Source organism: Gordonia sp. NB41Y, assembly GCF_030718915.1.
Lineage (GTDB): Bacteria > Actinomycetota > Actinomycetes > Mycobacteriales > Mycobacteriaceae > Gordonia > Gordonia desulfuricans.
Genome location: NZ_CP132196.1, coordinates 2601396 through 2617801, shown reverse-complemented (window position 1 = coordinate 2617801; position 16406 = coordinate 2601396). Strand labels below are relative to the sequence as shown.

At 66.6% G+C, this 16406-nt stretch carries 10 protein-coding genes; 8 read left to right on the top strand and 2 right to left on the bottom strand.

The genetic code is table 11. The annotated features are described in order from the left end of the window. Positions 1-319 precede the first annotated feature (319 nt). Positions 320-1714, bottom strand: a complete 1395-nt coding sequence (locus tag Q9K23_RS11270) for an IS1380 family transposase (RefSeq protein WP_053777956.1) — start codon at positions 1712-1714, stop codon at positions 320-322. A 244-nt stretch (positions 1715-1958) separates the two neighbouring features. On the opposite strand from Q9K23_RS11270, the gene Q9K23_RS11265 reads away from it, so the two are divergent. Next, on the top strand, positions 1959-3200 hold the full coding sequence (locus tag Q9K23_RS11265; RefSeq protein WP_160319578.1) for an HNH endonuclease signature motif containing protein: 1242 nt from the start codon (positions 1959-1961) through the stop codon (positions 3198-3200). A gap of 925 nt (positions 3201-4125) precedes the next feature. Here Q9K23_RS11265 and Q9K23_RS11260 read toward each other — a convergent pair. Further along, positions 4126-5595, bottom strand: coding sequence for a peptidoglycan recognition protein (locus tag Q9K23_RS11260; RefSeq protein WP_059039794.1), 1470 nt, complete (start codon positions 5593-5595; stop codon positions 4126-4128). Positions 5596-5925: 330 nt separating this feature from the next. On the opposite strand from Q9K23_RS11260, the gene Q9K23_RS11255 reads away from it, so the two are divergent. The 7 genes from Q9K23_RS11255 to Q9K23_RS11225 all read left to right on the top strand — a co-directional run bounded on the left by Q9K23_RS11255 (position 5926) and on the right by Q9K23_RS11225 (position 16117). Further along, positions 5926-7413 carry a SpoIID/LytB domain-containing protein gene (locus Q9K23_RS11255; protein ID WP_082365770.1) on the top strand — a complete coding sequence of 496 codons (1488 nt, stop codon included), beginning with the start codon at positions 5926-5928 and terminating at the stop codon, positions 7411-7413. A 156-nt stretch (positions 7414-7569) separates the two neighbouring features. Continuing rightward, positions 7570-8772, top strand: coding sequence for a UDP-galactopyranose mutase (gene glf / locus Q9K23_RS11250; RefSeq protein WP_053776681.1), 1203 nt, complete (start codon positions 7570-7572; stop codon positions 8770-8772). Further along, positions 8773-10734 (top strand): glycosyltransferase, encoded by a 1962-nt coding sequence (locus Q9K23_RS11245; RefSeq protein WP_053776680.1) that lies wholly within the window; start codon positions 8773-8775, stop codon positions 10732-10734. It begins immediately after the preceding gene. Continuing rightward, positions 10715-11326: a phosphatase PAP2 family protein gene (locus tag Q9K23_RS11240; RefSeq protein WP_053776679.1), complete on the top strand. Its 612-nt coding sequence runs from the start codon at positions 10715-10717 to the stop codon at positions 11324-11326. The genes Q9K23_RS11245 and Q9K23_RS11240 overlap by 20 nt, the downstream gene beginning before the upstream one ends. Beyond that, on the top strand, positions 11326-12255 hold the full coding sequence (locus tag Q9K23_RS11235; protein WP_053776678.1) for a decaprenyl-phosphate phosphoribosyltransferase: 930 nt from the start codon (positions 11326-11328) through the stop codon (positions 12253-12255). The genes Q9K23_RS11240 and Q9K23_RS11235 overlap by 1 nt, the downstream gene beginning before the upstream one ends. Before the next feature lie 24 nt (positions 12256-12279). Further along, a complete protein-coding gene (gene zomB, locus Q9K23_RS11230) occupies positions 12280-14691 on the top strand; it encodes a flagellar motor control protein ZomB (protein WP_261977766.1) in 2412 nt (803 codons plus the stop codon). A 394-nt stretch (positions 14692-15085) separates the two neighbouring features. Next, positions 15086-16117 (top strand): alpha/beta hydrolase family protein, encoded by a 1032-nt coding sequence (locus Q9K23_RS11225; RefSeq protein ID WP_053776677.1) that lies wholly within the window; start codon positions 15086-15088, stop codon positions 16115-16117. The last annotated feature ends 289 nt before the right edge of the window (positions 16118-16406 follow it).

Below are 16406 nucleotides of genomic sequence, written 5' to 3'. Positions count from 1 at the left end.
GACCACCTGCTCCTCATTGGATCAACCACCCACCGGGCGTGGCTGATTCAGCGGCACCTTCTACGATGATTGGGGCGCGCGTTCTTTGCTGATTGAGCCGGGACCGAGCCGAAAGGGCGAGGACCCGAGTCGAAATCTCCGCAGCTAACCTCGATGTTTCGTCGGGGGTCGCCCGGTGTTTGAGCGGGCCCGGAGTGGTGGTCTGAGGACCGGATTCCGGACCGGGGCCGTGAGTGGGTGGCCGAGCGTCGGTGGGCGTCGGGGTTCACGGCCCCGAAGTGCGTTGTCCTTTCAGTCGGTGGGTCAGGCTGGCCGGGGGTCAGCCGGGGTCGGGAAGTGCTGCGAGTCGGGTGAGTCCGTCGAGCAGTAGCTGCCGGTGGGGTGCGGTGGCGGCGAGTTTGAGTCGGGTCCGCCGCGCGTGACGGGTCAGTCGGGCAGCGATCGAAAACAGTTGTAGTCGTAGCCGTTTGGGTTCCCACCGTCGGGCGGGGGTGGTGGTGAAGGCGAGCATCTGGCTCCAGGCGATCAACTCACACGCCACCGCGACGATGGCACACCAGATGCGGTTCTGATCAAAACCGTGCAGGGGAAGGTTCGCCAGGCCGCAGTCTTTGGCGGTGCGGATGCGGTCCTCGCAACGGGCCCGCCGCCGGTGGCGTAGTTCGAGTTCGGCGAGCTGGCCGCGGGGTGTGTTGGTGGCGAACGCGGTCAGCCGCATCCCGTTGCAGTCGGTGAACCGCAACTGCGCTCCCGGATGCGGTGTCTCTTTCCGGACGATGACCCGCATCCCGGCGGGCCAGCCCGACAGGTCCAGCATGCCCGTCAGTTCCGCGACCCACGCCCCGTCACGCTCGACACCGTCGGCGTCGTAGGCCGGGGTCCACGCCTCGGGTAGTAGTCGGTCGACGATCTCGGCGATGGCCTCGGTGAGTCCGAACCCGACCGAGTAGGCCAACCGCCGCCTGGTCAGATACTCCAGGAATTCGTGGGTACCGCCAGCCGAATCGGTACGGATCAACACCGTCTTGCCGACCCGATAGCCATCGACGCCGGGTACCTGGACCAGGGCCTGCTCGACGACGGCGATGTGATCAGCAGCGGTGTTCGACCCGGCATTACCGGGCCGCAACATGATTGCGAGGGGTTCGCCGGTGCCGGCGGCTTGGTGGTCGGCGAACGCGCACAGCGGGTGAAATCCGTAGCCTTTCTTCCAGTTTGGGGTGGCGTGTTCTTTGTCGGAGTGTGCGGTCACCAAGGTGGCGTCGAGATCGATGATCAACGGATGACGCGCATCGCGGTCGTGGTCGGGGGCTGCGGTGCCGGCCGCGGTCCACGCCTGCGCCCGGGCGGCGGCGCGGGCGGAGTTGATCGCCGACAAGGCTGCCGGTGCTTCGGTGGCCAGCGTGGAGATCAGCCGCGACACCGTCGGATCCGAGGCCACCGGCCCGAACACGCCCGGGTCGGCACGGATCTGGTTGATATCAGCCAGACAGTCGCCGCCCAAGGCGACCGCGACGGCGAGGTCGAGCAGGATCTTGCCCGGATCGTGAGTGGCCAGAGGCTTGCGCCACGGCGTCAACCCGGTCGACAAGTGCCTGCTCAGACCGGTTTTCTCGGCCGCCCGCAGCAGGACCGTCGCCCCGGCGTGCGACACCACCCCGGTTCGGGAACCATCTACAGACAACGACGGATACCACGACGTAGACTTACTCACCTGAATGGTGCTCCTCGAACTGGTCCGATTGAAACTGTGGTAAGTCCAATCATCCCAGGTCAGGGCACCATTCTTCATTCACGACACGGAATCAGCGTGAAAGCCCGAGGCTAACAATGTCCCCAACAACCCCACAGGTGAACCCGAATCCCCAGGGTGAACGATTTTCACGATCTATCCACAAATCTTGTTCTACTTGCGAATTCGGGCTGTCGTCGCCTATACGTTCGCTACAATGGAACGCATGCAGGGGGATCTGGACACCGTGATCGACATACTCACCAATTGTCGTTTCGACGACGATCAAACCGGGCAGATCGTCTTCACGGACATGCAGAAACTGGTCACCATACGCAACCTCGTCGATTCGCACACCGCCGCCGGCGCCGGTCACCTCGACCGGCTGGGTTTGGCACAACGGCACGGCCACAAACCGATCACGTTGCTGATCGAGATGGGGTACGCGCCCGCCGTCGCCGCGCGGATGCAGCGGATCGGCACCTCGGCGGTGGTGGAACGCACGCTGAAACATGCTGCCGACGGCGCGATCTCGGGTGAACATGTCGATGCGATCGTGCGTGGGCTCAACCAGATCGGGTTACGTGCCGGGGAGGCGCCGGATGCCGAGACCTGGGCTGAGTTCGAGGGTGATCTGTTGGCGCAGGTGTTGTCCGGCGCGAAACCGGCTGAGGTGATGGCACGGGCACATCAGCTCGGGGACCATCATGCTGACGATGCCGAAGGCGGACGACCGGCAAAGGAAGACCGCAACCTGAATACTCTGGATATCGGGCGGACAGATGATGGGCGGGTCGCTGTCTCCGGGAGTCTGGATGTTGTTGTCGGGGAAAAGCTCGCGACGGCCATCGAGAAGCTCTCAGCCCCGCTACCCCAGCCGGATGGTTCGAAAGATCCACGTGAAGCACCCCGACGTCGCGCAGACGCGTTGGAGATGGTGCTCGATATGGCGGCTGGTGCGGGGGAGCGGTCGGTGACCGCTCTACCGTCGGCGTTGATCAACCTGTCGGTGCCTGCGGATGCGCCCGACAAGTCGGCGTTGATGTTCGGTGGGTCGATCACACACGGCACTTTGTTGGAAACGAGTTGTGATGGTGTGGTGGTGATGACCATCGTCGACGGTGAGCGGGTGCCGTTGGATATGGGTCGGTCGAAACGGTTGTTCACCGCCTGTCAGCGGCGGGCGTTGTTTGAGCGGGATCGGTGTTGTATCAAGTGTGGTGCTCCGGCGTCGAGGACTCAGGCTCATCACATTGCGCATTGGTCGGATGGTGGTGCCACCGACCTGGCGAACGGTTGTTTGCTGTGTGCGTCGTGTCATGCCGATGTCCATCACAACGGATGGGATGTCTATATGGGTCCGGATGCGCATCCGTGGTTGATCCCGCCGGAGGTGGTGGATCGGCGTCGTCGTCCGATTCCGGCGTATAACAGGCGGTTTGCCGACGAACTACCGAATGCTGCCTGAGTGTTGATTGAGCTCGTGTTCTTTGAGAACTTCATAGAGATAGTGGTGTGTCGGGACCTCCGTTGGCTACGTTGGTGAGTTCGGCCGGCGGAGGTTTCGACACGCCTTGTCGCTTCGCTCCTCGTCGGCTCAACCATCAACGGAGCGTGGCTAATTGAGCTGAGCCCTCTTACATGATTGAGCCGCGCCTACCTTGCTGATTGAGCCGCACCTTCTACAATGATTGAGCCGCGCCTACCTTGCTGATTGAGCCGCACCTTCTACGATGATTGAGCCGGGACCGAGCGTAGCGAGGACCCGTGTCGAAATCTCCGCAGCCTACCTCGGGTGGTGACCACCCCCGGGGTGGTCACGTCGGCAACTCGGCCGTCTGAGGTTTCGACACGTCTCGTCGCTTCGCTCCTCGTTGGCTCAACCATCAACGGGGCGTGGCTAATTGAGCTGATCCCTCCTACATGATTGAGCCGCGCCTACCTTGCTGATTGAGCCGCGCTTTCTACGATGATTGAGCCGGGACCGAGCGTAGCGAGGACCCGTGTCGAAATCTCCGTAGCCTACGTGGGGTGGTGACCACCTCGGAGGTGGTCACGTCGGCGAGTTCGGCCGTCTGAGGTTTCGACACGTCTCGTCGCTTCGCTCCTCGTCGGCTCAACCATCAACGGTCAGTGGCTGATTGAGTTGCGTGTTCTTTGCTGATTGAGCCGGGACCGAGCATCGCGAGGACCCGTGTCGAAATCTCCGCAGCCTGTGTTGGGTGGTGACCACCTCGGAGGTTGTCACGTCGGCAACTCGGCCGTCTGAGGTTTCGGCACGACTTGCCGTTTCGCTCCTCGTCGGCTCAACCATCAACGGCCCGTTGATGACCCGTGTCGAGATCTCCGCTGGGGACCTCGGATGGCAATGGGTGGGGACGGTTCTGTCGGGCCTATTGCGCCATCTGGACCGGCGGATCGGTGGTCGGGGGAGCGGCCGGTGCCGACTCGGCCGGTGCGCCCGGCTCAGGGGTCGGCGTGGTGGTGGCCGGTGGGGTGAACGCCCCGGCGAGGCTGCGGATCTGGGCGAGTGCCGGATAGCCGTATGCCCCGGGGCAACTGGTGTTGTTGTAGTCGCGGTGCCCGGCGATCACCGGCATCTGCGTCTGCGTTCCGGCGGGGAACTTGCTGTCGGAGAAGTACTCCGACGTCAGGTGTGCGGTACCGGCCGGGTTGAGGCCCGCCTTGCTCAGCCGCCACTTGAGGAAACGGCCCACCGAGGCGAGCATCGCCCCGGAGGGGGTGACCTCCTCGAGGTTGCCGATCATCGACACCCCGACGGTGTTGCGGTTGAACCCGCCGGTGTGGGTGCCCTCGACGTTGCGGTCGAGGCCACCGAAGGCGCCCTCGAAGATCTGTCCGTACTTGTCGACGAGCACGTTGTAGCCGATGTCGCACCAGTTCAGGGTGCGTGCGTGATAGGCGTAGATGCCGCGCACGATCTCCACCGACTGCTGCGGCGTGTAGTCGTTGGAGCCCGCGGTGTGATGGACGATCGCACCGTTCAGCGACGGCGAGATGGTCGGTTGCGAACAGCGGATCGACTCGTCGGCACCCCAGGCCGCCCGCGAGATCACCTGCGGGCCCCCCGACAGCGTCGTCAACATCGACGACCCCAGGGAGAGCAGGCTGTCCGGGCTGAGCAGCGTCGCCGACAACTCCGGCATCACCGTCCCGGCGAGGTTCTTCAGGATCTCGGCGCCGGCCCCGAGGACCTGGGTGAGCAGATCGGTGCCGTCGCCCTCGACCGGAGTGCCCGCGGCCCGGGTGGGGCGCAGTGCCGGGATGGCGAGTCCCTCCTCGGCGACGGCCACCTGGATCTCGGTGGCATCGCCCACCCACACCGGCTCGGTACCGCCGGGTTGCCTCGCCGACGGCGCGGCCTCGGTGTGGATCGGCTCGAGTTCCACCCATTCACCCCAGCGGCCACCGGCTTCCTTCGCCCGCAGCAACATGGTGGCGTCGTCGGGATCACCCCAGACCGGTTTGTTCCACGTGAATCCGACCATCTTGAACGGGGTGTCCCGGACGAGGTGTTTGACCGAGGCGCCGACCGCCGGCCGTGCGACCTCGCCGTCGGCGGAGACGGGGGTGCGACCGGACGACGGCAGGGCGGTGATGTCGAGCTCGGGCAGTTCGATCCCGGCGGCCTCGAGCCCCGACGACGCGAGGTCCAGCGCCACCGACGGAAGCTCACGCAGCGCGACCTCCTCGATCGCGGTGCGGTCGATCTGGCGCTGGTTGTCCACCGGGCGCACATCCCGCACCGAGCGGTCGGGTCCGAGATCGATCAGCATCCCCGCGCCGAGCGCGAGTGCCACCGCTGCGACCAGCACCGAGGGCTTACGTCGTGGGTATCGCACCGATCTCTGCTCCTAACGGGATGCGCGGCCGCTGCGTCTGCACCGGCGACGCCCCCGATCGTGTCGGGGAGTCGTCGTCATCACGGGCAGTCCACGCCGGGGGACGTATAACTCGTGATGCGGTTGTTATCTTCTGTGGTTGGTGATTCTTAAGAGACTTGATTATGGTCACTTGAGTCCCAGTAGTCACATTAGTAACAGATCCTGTGTGCTACCAACCGGCCGGAAGGGCTGATCGACCGTGGGGGAGATGCACTCGTGAACGCTCGTCTGACCGGCCTGTTGGCCTCCCGGACCCGACCGCGCCAGGCGCGCCGACGCACCACGTCGATGGTGGTGGGCGGCACCATGTCGGCACTGCTGGCCGGTGGCCTGATCTTCGGTGTGATCGCCTCCGACCGCACTCCCGATATCGGCCTCACCGCAGGCTCCGAGGTCACCCTGATCGGCCACGGTCACGGTCACGGTCGTGGCATGGGGCAGTGGGGCGCCTACGGCTACGCCAAACGAGGCTGGTCGGCGAGCCAGATCCTGCAGCACTACTACGGCAACACCACCCCCGGCCGCGTCACCACCCCCGAGGTGCAGGTGATCCTGACCGACAAGAGCGCGGTCAACGTCCGCTCCGACTCGCCGATGACGGTCGGTGGTCAGCGCGTCGAGGCCGGCCAGGCGGTCAGTCTCAACGGCAACACCGCCACCATCTTGAGCGGTTGCGGCGGCTCAGCCGTCCGGACGGTGCCGCTCGCGCAACCGTTCGTCGACCCGATCAACACCGCACCGAACCGCCCGGCCAACGAGTTCCTCCGCTTCTGCGGCTCCAACGAGGCATTCCGCGGCTCGCTGGGCCTCGACGGCGGCCAGGTCGTCAACAAACTGCACGTCGACGACTATGTGAAGGGTGTGATCGCCCGCGAGAGCGTCCCGGGCTGGGCCGACTCCGGCGGCCTCGAGGCACTCAAGGCGCAGGCCGTCGCCGCGCGCACCTATGCGTTGTCGGCGATCGCGGGGGGCAAGAAGATCGACGACACCCAGAACTCGCAGGTCTACGGCGGTGTCGCCGGTGAGGACCCGCGCACCAACACCGCCGCCGACGCCACCGCCGGTCAGATCCGCCTGCAGAACGGGGCGCCGGCGTTCACCGAGTTCTCCGCGTCCACCGGCGGCTACACCGCGGGCGGACGGTTCCCGGCGGTCGTCGACGAGGGGGACTCCGCCTCGCCGAACCACAACTGGACCGCCACGGTCAGCCCCGGCAGCATCGCGTCGGCGTTCGGGTTGCCGTCCCTCGACAGCTTCGAGGTGATCGAGGCCAACGGCCTCGGCGCCGAACAGGGCCGTGCACTCAAGGTCCGTGCCACCGGCGGCGGCCGCAGCGTGGAGGCCACCGGCGAGGAGGCCCGCACCAAACTGGGCCTCAAGTCGTCCTGGTTCTCGGTGCAGGGACAACGCACCCCGCCGCGGATCGTCACCCCGCCGACCGGGCCCGGTTCCACCGGCTCCCTCGATCTGGGCTCGCTGAACGGGATCGCCGACCAGCTGCTGCCCGGTGCCGGTGACCTGCTCGGCACTGCCACCTCCGCCTTCCAGGGTCTGCTCGGGGCACTCGGCGGAAACACCGGCGCGCTCGGGGCCGCGGTGGGTCTGCCCACCCTCACTCCTGACGCGGCCGGCGTCACCCAGGTGTTCGAGAAGGGGATGCTGTTCTTCAGCAAGCAGACCGGGGCGCATGCCCTGGCCGGCCGGGGACTGACGGACTACCAGGCCCGCGGCGGTATCCCGGTGCTCGGCTTCCCCAAGCAGAACGTGCTGCGCTGAGTCGTCGGGGCTGCGCCGAGTCGCCGGGCCGCGCCGGGATACATGGCCGCCGAGATGTGAGGATTCAGGCACTCCGGACGGGTCATCGCAGGTGATGGCCCCGTCGCCGCCGTGGCACGGAGAATCCTCAGGTTCGGTCCGTTACCCTGAACTCCCGTGGCATCCAATACCAACGCCGGTTTTGACCTGATCGTGGTGGGCTCGGGATTCTTCGGCCTCACCGTCGCCGAACGGGCCGCCGCCGAGTTGGGCAAACGAGTCCTCGTCGTCGAACGCCGCCATCACCTCGGTGGCAACGCCTACTCCGAACCCGAGCCGAGCACCGGCATCGAGATCCACAAGTACGGCGCGCACCTGTTCCACACCTCCAACGAGCGCGTGTGGGAGTACGTCAACCGCTTCACCGACTTCACCGGCTATCAGCACCGTGTCTTCGCGATGCACAAGGGGCAGGCCTACCAGTTCCCGATGGGCCTGGGCCTGGTCTCGCAGTTCTTCGGCCGGTACTTCAGCCCCGACGAGGCGCGGGCACTGATCGCCGAGCAGGCCGCCGAGATCGACACCAAGGACGCGACCAACCTCGAGGAGAAGGCGATCAGCCTGATCGGCCGCCCCCTCTACGAGGCGTTCGTCAAGGCCTACACGGCCAAGCAGTGGCAGACCGATCCCACCAACCTGCCGGCCGGCAACATCACCCGCCTGCCCGTCCGCTACACCTTCGACAACCGGTACTTCAACGACACCCACGAGGGGCTGCCGGTCGAGGGATACACCGCGTGGCTGGAGAACATGGCCGCCGACGAGCGGATCGAGGTGCGCCTGAACACCGACTGGTTCGAGGCGCGCGAGGAGATCACCGCCGCCAACCCCGATGCGCCGGTCGTCTACACCGGCCCGCTGGACCGCTACTTCGACTACTCGGCCGGCCGCCTGGGCTGGCGCACCCTGGACTTCGAGACCGAGGTGCTGCCCACCGGCGACTTCCAGGGCACCCCGGTGATGAACTACAACGACGCCGACGTGCCCTACACCCGGATCCACGAGTTCCGGCACTTCCATCCCGAGCGGGACACCTACCCGACCGACAAGACCGTGATCATGCGGGAGTACAGCCGGTTCGCCTCCGACGACGACGAGCCGTACTACCCGATCAACACCCCGGAGGACCGTGAGATGCTCGCGGCGTACCGGGACCTGGCCAAGGCCGAGACCGTCGAGCGCAAGGTGCTCTTCGGCGGCCGGCTGGGCACCTACCAATACCTGGACATGCACATGGCGATCGCGAGTGCGCTCACCATGTTCGACAACACGCTGGCGCCGCATCTGCGCGACGGATCGCCGCTGGCCGAGGCGGAGTAGATGAGCGTCACCGGAGCCACCACAGAACACGACACCGAGAACACCGCCGACGACGCGTCGGGTGCGCAGCCGGCGTCCAAGGCCGTCGAGCTGCTGCAGCGGGTGATCTTCCCGCGTCCCGGCGAGCCGGTCGACGTCCGCTCGCTCTATCTCGTCGAGTCGTGGGGCAACAACCAGCGGGCGCACTCGCCGAGCCGCACCTCGGTGGTGCTCGGCACCGACTCCGAGGTGAGCTTCGAGACCTACTTCAACGCCTTCGCCGCCGCCTACTGGCGACGGTGGAGCATCCTGGAATCGGTGGTGCTGCGGGTCGAGGTGATCGGCAACTGCCGCGTCGACCTCTACCGGTCCAAGGTCGACGGTTCCCGAATCGGCATCGGTGGCGACCTCATCCCCACCGACGAGGGTGGCCGCGGCGTCATCGAATTCGAGCTCGACCTCGGTCCGTTCGAGGACGGCGGCTGGATCTGGTTCGACGTCACCACCGACACCGAGACCCAGATCGTCTCGGCCGGTTGGTATTCCGCGGTCCCGTGCCCCACCGGCCCGGAGACCAAGCGGATCACCGTGGGCATCCCCACCTTCAACCGGCCCACCGATGCCGTCGCCGCACTCGCCGCCCTCACCTCGGATCCGTTGGTGGACGGCGTGATCGACGCGGTGCTGATGCCCGATCAGGGCACCCGCAAGGTGGTCGACGAGCCCGGCTACGACGACGCCGCCGCCGCGCTCGGCGACCGGCTGCGCATCTTCGACCAGGGCAACCTGGGTGGCTCCGGCGGATATGCGCGGATCATGTACGAGGCGCTGCGTCTGACCGACAGCCCGTACGTGCTGTACATGGACGACGACATCGCGATCGAGCCCGACTCCGTCCTGCGGTCCCTGGCGATGTCGCGATTCGCCAAGTCCCCCATGCTCGTCGGCGGGCAGATGCTCAACCTGCAGGACCGCAGTCACCTGCACTGCATGGGTGAGGTGATCAACCACCACACCTTCATGTGGACCGCGGCGCCGTTCGTCGAGTACGACCACAACTTCGCGATGCATCCGCTGCGCGACCGCGAGAACTCCAAGAACCTGCACCGGCGCATCGACGTCGAGGGCAACGGCTGGTGGATGTGCATGATCCCGCGTGAATGCGCGGAGCAGATCGGCCTGCCCATGCCGCTGTTCATCAAGTGGGACGACTGGGAATTCGCGCTGCGCGCCGCCAAGGCCGGATATCCGACGGCCACCATCCCGGGTATCGCGATCTGGCACATGGCCTGGAGCGACAAGGACGACGCGATCGACTGGCAGGCCTACTTCCACCTGCGCAACCGGCTCGTCGTCGCATCGATCCACCACGACGGCCCGATCAAGGGCATCCTGCAGTCGATGGTCAAGGCGACGGCGAAACATCTTCTCTGCCTTGAATACTCGACGGTTGCCATCCAGAACGAGGCGATCCGCGACTTCCTGGCCGGCCCGGACCACATCCGCAGCCTGCTGCCCACCGCGTTGCCCAAGATCGCCGCGATGCGCAAGGAGTTCCCCGACGCCGTGGTGCTGCCGTCGGCCACCGAGCTCCCCCGGACCAGCGGCGAGGCAACACATCTCGGCACCGCGATCCCGACCAACCCGGTCAGCAAGCTCAAGGCGCTCGCCGGTGCGGTGGTCAACAACCTGCGTCCGGCCGATCCGCGGCATCACGAGGTGCCGCAGGCCAATTACCCGCCGATCGAGGCCCGCTGGTTCTCCCTCGGCCGGGTCGACGGGGTCACCGTGACCACCGCCGACGGCCGTGGCGTGGTCTACCGCCAGCGCGATCGGGACAAGATGATCGCCCTGGCCCGCGAATCGGCGGCCCTGGTGCGCGAACTCAACGAGAAATTCCCTGAGCTGCAGGCGGCCTACCGGGCCAAGCATCAGGAGCTGACCAGTAAGGAGAGCTGGGCGGGTGTCTTCGGAATCGACTGAACAGACCACGACCGCGCCGGCGGGTGAACCCACCGGTGAGGTCAAGGTCCTGATGGACATCCAATCGGCGATCGCCACACCGCCGGTCACCGCGGCGGCCCGCGGGCTGTCGCACTTCGGGGAGCACTCCCTGGGGTGGCTGGCGATCAGTGCCGCCGGCTGGGCGCTGGCGACCCGACGCGACGACGCCGCCGCACAGCGCCGCTGGATCGAGGCCGGTGTGGGTGCGTTCGGCGCACACGCGGCGTCGGTGGTGATCAAGCGCATCGTGCGGCGCAAGCGTCCGCACGACCCGCGGATCGAGGTGGGGGTGTCCACCCCGAGCAAGTTGAGCTTCCCGTCGTCGCACGCCACGTCGACCACCGCCGCGGCGATCCTGATCGGTCGCGCCGCCGGTTTGCCGCCCTCCCTGCTCCCGGCGCTGCTGGTGCCGCCTATGCTCACCTCGCGACTGGTTCTCGGTGTGCACTACCCGAGCGACGTCGCGGCCGGTGCGGCGATCGGTGCACTCAGTGCGGGTGCGGTGATCGCCGGTGACCGGTACATCGACAGTGCCATGACCACCTGCGTCGGCAGGAACAGGGAGAAGTGATGAGCGAGGAGCCGATCGAGCACGGAAAGGTGCAGGGTCCGCCCAAGAGCCTGCCCGCCGGGCTGGTCAAGGCCGTGCGTCCGCGTCAGTGGGTCAAGAACGTCCTCGTTCTGGCCGCACCGCTGGCCGCGGGCACCGAGGTTCTCACCAACGGCGACATGATGTTCCGGGTGGCGATCGCCTTCGTCTCGTTCTGCCTGGTCGCGTCGTCGGTCTACCTGGTCAACGACGCGCTGGACGTCGAGGCCGACCGCAACCACCCGACCAAGCGGTTCCGTCCGATCGCCGCCGGCGTGGTGCCGGTGAACCTGGCCTATGTCCTGTCGGCGATCTTCGCCGCCGCGTCGATCGGCGTGGCCTTCCTCGCCAACTGGCAGACCGCCGTCACCATCGCGGTCTACCTGGTCATCCAGCTCGGCTACTGCTTCGGGCTCAAGCACCAGGCCGTCGTCGACATCTGCATCGTGTCGTCGGGGTTCCTGCTGCGCGCGATCGCCGGTGGCGTGGCCGCCGAACTGCCCAACGGCCTGTCCAGCTGGTTCCTGCTGGTCATGGCGTTCGGTTCGCTGTTCATGGCCGCGGGTAAGCGCTACGCCGAACTGCAGCTCGCCGAGCGCACCGGCGCCAAGATCCGCAAGTCGCTGGAGTACTACACCACCACCTACCTGCGGTTCGTGTGGACGCTGGCGGCGACGTCGGTGGTGCTCTGCTATGGCCTGTGGGCGCTCGACGACTCCATCCACGGCGACAACGTGTTCTATGCCATCTCGATCGTCCCGTTCACCGTCGCCATCCTGCGGTATGCGGTCGACGTCGACGGTGGTGCGGCCGGTGAGCCGGAGGAGATCGCACTCGGCGACCGGGTGCTGCAGTTCCTCGCGGTGGCCTGGATAGTATGCGTGGGTGTCGCCGTCTATGCAGTGTCGTGATGAATCCCCGGCACCGGTGGGCCCATGACCGACGATGCCACCCGGCTGGGTGGATCCGATCGTTCCGGCCCTGATCGTCGGCCCGACCACACCGGTGACCAGCCCGGCGACGACGCACCGACCCGCTGGCTGCGGCTGAACCTCGACGACCCCGCCGACGAGCGCCCGGTCGACGGGGAGAAGCGCCCGGCCGACGAGGAGAAGCGCCCGGTCGACGGGAAGAAGCGCCCGGTCGACGAGACCACCCGCACGGACGAACGCAAGCGCGACGAGCGCAGGGGTTCGGCCGTCGCCGCAGGGCGTACCCGGGGTCCGCGTGAGTGGGTCGCGATCGGCAGCTTCGTCGTCGGTGCGGTCACCGTCGCCACCTTCTTCGCGATCGGTGCCTGGCAGCGTCGGTGGATCGCCGACGACGGCCTGATCGTCCTGCGCACCCTGCGCAACCTGTTCGCCGGCAACGGCCCGGTCTTCAACGCGGGGGAGCGGGTCGAGGCCAACACCTCCACCGCCTGGACCTACCTGTTGTGGTTCTGGGCGTGGGTGACCGACGGACAGCTCGAGTACGTGGCCCTGTGGGTCGCCCTGGTGCTGTCGGTGGCCGCGATCCCGATCGCCATGTACGGCACCGCGCGTCTGCTGCGCAACCGCATCGGCGGGGTCACCGGCGACGGCTACACCTTGCTGCTGCCGCTGGGCGCGATCGTCTACATCGCCGTGCCGCCCGCTCGCGACTTCGCCACCAGCGGTCTGGAGAACGGACTCTGTATCTTCTGGGCCGCGGTGCTGTGGTGCCTGCTGGTGTCGTGGAGCCGTCGCGCCAACGGGGCCGACGCCACGCGCGGCGGAGCGGCCGCGACCCTGTTCCTCGCATTCTGGGCGGGTCTGGCCCCGCTGGTGCGTCCCGAGCTGGCCGTGGTCGGCGGCATCGCGCTGGTGCTGGTGTTCTTGGCCCCGCTGTCCTGGAAGATGCGTGTCGGTGTGGTCGTCGTCGCGGCGGTCCTGCCGGTCGGCTACCAGATCTTCCGGATGGGCTACTACGGCCTGCTGGTGCCCAATCCGGCCGTCGCCAAGGACGCTTCCGGCTCCAAGTGGGGGCAGGGGTTCACCTATCTGGCCAACCTGTTCGGCCCGTACACGCTGCTGCTGCCGGTGATCCTCGCCGTGGTTGCCGGTGTGCTGATGCTGATCGGCGCGCGGCTGCGTCGCCTCGCACCGGCCCCCGCCCCGGCCGGTGACAGCGCGTCCGTTGACAGCGCGTCCGGTGACGCCCCGGCGTCTCGTCGCGATCGCCTGGCCGGCTGGTCGCGCGCTCTGCAGACCCCCACCGCGGTCACCGTGGCCATCCTGCTGGCCGGTGCCATCGTCTTCGTCTACTGGCTGCGCCAGGGCGGCGACTTCATGCACGGCCGTGTGCTGCTCACGCCGCTGTTCGTCCTGCTGCTGCCGCTGATGGTCATCCCGGTCACCATCCCGGTACACGGCGTCGTCGCCGCCTTCCGTCGTACGCCCGCGGCCGTGTCCACCGATGATGCGAACACCGGCGAGAACACCGGTGAGGCGATCAACGGTGGTGTGAGCGCCGACGACGCCCCCGAAGGGACGGACCCGAGCGCCGGTATCCCCGCAACCGAGACCCCCGTACCCGATGTCCCCGATGCCTCCACCCGTAACCGTCGTACGAGGCTGCAGCTGGCCGGTTCGGTCATCATGGCCGGGCTGTGGGTCACCACCGTCGTGTGGGCGGCGATGGTCCACGAGACCGTCCTGCCCAACGCCGGCATCGACATCGGCCGCAGCGGCATCGTCGACGAGCGTCGCTTCTACGTGACCAACATGGGCAACGAGAACCCGGTCACCGCCGCCGACTACCTCGACTACCCGCGGATGCAGGCGATGGTCGACAACATCGCCGAGCACGAGAAGGAGGGCGGGGTGCTGGTGGCGTCGTTCAACTACGACGAGTGGTACTACATCCCGCTGCCGCAGTCGACGCCGCAGGACAAGCGCACCCTGACCGTGTACTTCCTCAATCTCGGCATGACCAGCATGAACGCGCCGCTGGATGTGCGCGTGGTGGACCAGATGGGTCTGGCCTATCCGCTCGCCGCGCACACCGAGCGACTCGAGGACGGCCGGATCGGCCACGACAAGGTGCTGCCCACCGAGTGGGTCGTCGCCGAGTCGGGTGCCGTGCCGCGCCGCCCGGTCCTGCCGGGATTCCTCGACGAGGACACGGTGCGTCAGGCGCAGGTGGCACTGACCTGTCCGGACACCCGTGACCGGTTCGCCTCCTTCGAGGGCACGTGGACCTGGCAGCGGTTCAAGAGCAATCTGAAGCAGTCCTTCGGCTTCAACAACTACCGGATCGAACGCAACCCCGAGTACGAGATCCAGCGGTGTGGATTGACGATGCCGCAGCGGATCAACCCGCGATAGCGATGGTGCGGTCTGTGTCCGGCACGGTTGCGTCGCGCCGAGGGTCCCGCCGAGGGGTCCGATGCCGGGCCGAACTCGGACGTTCGGTGCGTACCGCCCCCACGACTTGCGGGGGTTTGTCTCGGATCGGTAACGTGCGCCGAGGCGATATCGATAGAAGAACCGTGAACAACATGTCCGGGAGGCATTGCGTTCACCAACCTGAGAATTGTGTGATAGAAGTCACAGAGTTTGTCGAGGGTTGGTAATTGAAATAGGCTCCCCTGTCGTCCCAGGTGCCCATCGAGACACCGGGCCGGGTCGGGTGGGGGAATCCGGACATCGGAGTGACAATCCGGTATCGGCGTCGTGGTTCTGACGCCGATCGCCGGTGACAAAGGGAGATTTTCAGTCGATGGGTGCAGGTGGAATGAAACCGAAGGGCAGGCTACGGCTCCGTAGTCGCGTGGTGGCGATGATCGTCACGGCGCTGACCGTCGCAGGACTCGTCGGCACGGTCGCTGGAGTGGGCCAGGCGGATGCGCGCATCAACGGCACCGCCGGTGTCAAGGAGTTCTGGATCGACGCCTGTGGCATGCCGACCAACGGCGCCTTCGGCAACAAGTCGATGGCCCCGGGCAAGGTCAAGGTCCGTGCCTGGCAGCGTCCGGGCAACACCCGTACCGTCATCATGCTCGACGGTATGCGCGCCCAGTACGACTTCTCGGGCTGGGAGATCAACACCAACATCCAGGAGCTGGTGAAGCGCGGCGTCAACGTCGTCGAGCCGATCGGTGGCCCGGCCAGCTTCTACACCAACTGGAATGCGCCGAGTAACTTCAACGGCCAGCAGCGCCGGTACATGTGGGAATGCGTCATCAACAACACGCTCCCCGCAGCACTGAAGTCGGGCCGGTACGGCAAGTACGGCACCAAGGGCGGCAAGTTCGCCATCATGGGTCTGTCGTCGGGTGGTAACGCCGCACTGACCCTGGCCACCAAGCGTCGCGATCTGTACTACGCCGCCGCATCGCTGTCCGGCTACAACTTCCTGAGCGCGCCCGGCATGCACACCATGCTGCGTCTGGCGATGCTCGACGTCGATCCCAAGCCGTGGAACGTCGACGCCATGTGGGGCCCGCCGTGGGATGCCCGCTGGTACGACAACGACCCGTCGCTGCGCATCAACCAGATGCACGGCATGAAGATCTTCATCGGTTCGGGTAACGGCCTGTTCGGCCAGTACAACGCGCTGCCGAATGTGTTCGACGACCTGTTCAAGGGCTCGACACTGGAGATCCTCGCGTTCACCCAGGCCAAGGCCTTCGAGGGCCTCGCCGCCCTGAACGGTCTGCCGGTCATGACCTACTACGCCAACGGCACCCACGCCTGGGGCTACTGGCAGGACATGGTCTGGAACGCCTACGCACGAGGCTTCTTCCGCTGACCTGCTGATCCGCATCTCAGACGACCCCGCCCGGGACCATCACGGTCCCGGGCGGGGTCGTCTCGTCGGGTCGCCTCGCCCGTAGCTCCGGAGCGCCCGCCCCAGGTCACAGAAATCACAAAAAACCCACCAGTCACAGCGTGGCACTTCCCGAACCACGCCCGGGGCGTGTAAGAAACACCTGAGGCTAAATGACACCAGTGGGATCAATGTGACTTGGGAGGCCCCTGGTGTCATGCTTCGAAAGGTGCAGACGCGCCGACCGTCATGGGGTGTGAAGGAGCTCGAG

Excerpts from the sequence above, each read along its gene's own strand:
- Q9K23_RS11265 (WP_160319578.1), top strand. The coding sequence starts at position 1,959 with ATGCAGGGGGATCTGGACACCGTGATCGACATACTCACCAATTGTCGT.
- Q9K23_RS11255 (WP_082365770.1), top strand. The coding sequence starts at position 5,926 with ATGGTGGTGGGCGGCACCATGTCGGCACTGCTGGCCGGTGGCCTGATC.
- Q9K23_RS11245 (WP_053776680.1), top strand. The coding sequence starts at position 8,773 with ATGAGCGTCACCGGAGCCACCACAGAACACGACACCGAGAACACCGCC.
- Q9K23_RS11235 (WP_053776678.1), top strand. The coding sequence starts at position 11,326 with ATGAGCGAGGAGCCGATCGAGCACGGAAAGGTGCAGGGTCCGCCCAAG.
- zomB (WP_261977766.1), top strand. The coding sequence starts at position 12,280 with ATGACCGACGATGCCACCCGGCTGGGTGGATCCGATCGTTCCGGCCCT.
- Q9K23_RS11225 (WP_053776677.1), top strand. The coding sequence starts at position 15,086 with ATGGGTGCAGGTGGAATGAAACCGAAGGGCAGGCTACGGCTCCGTAGT.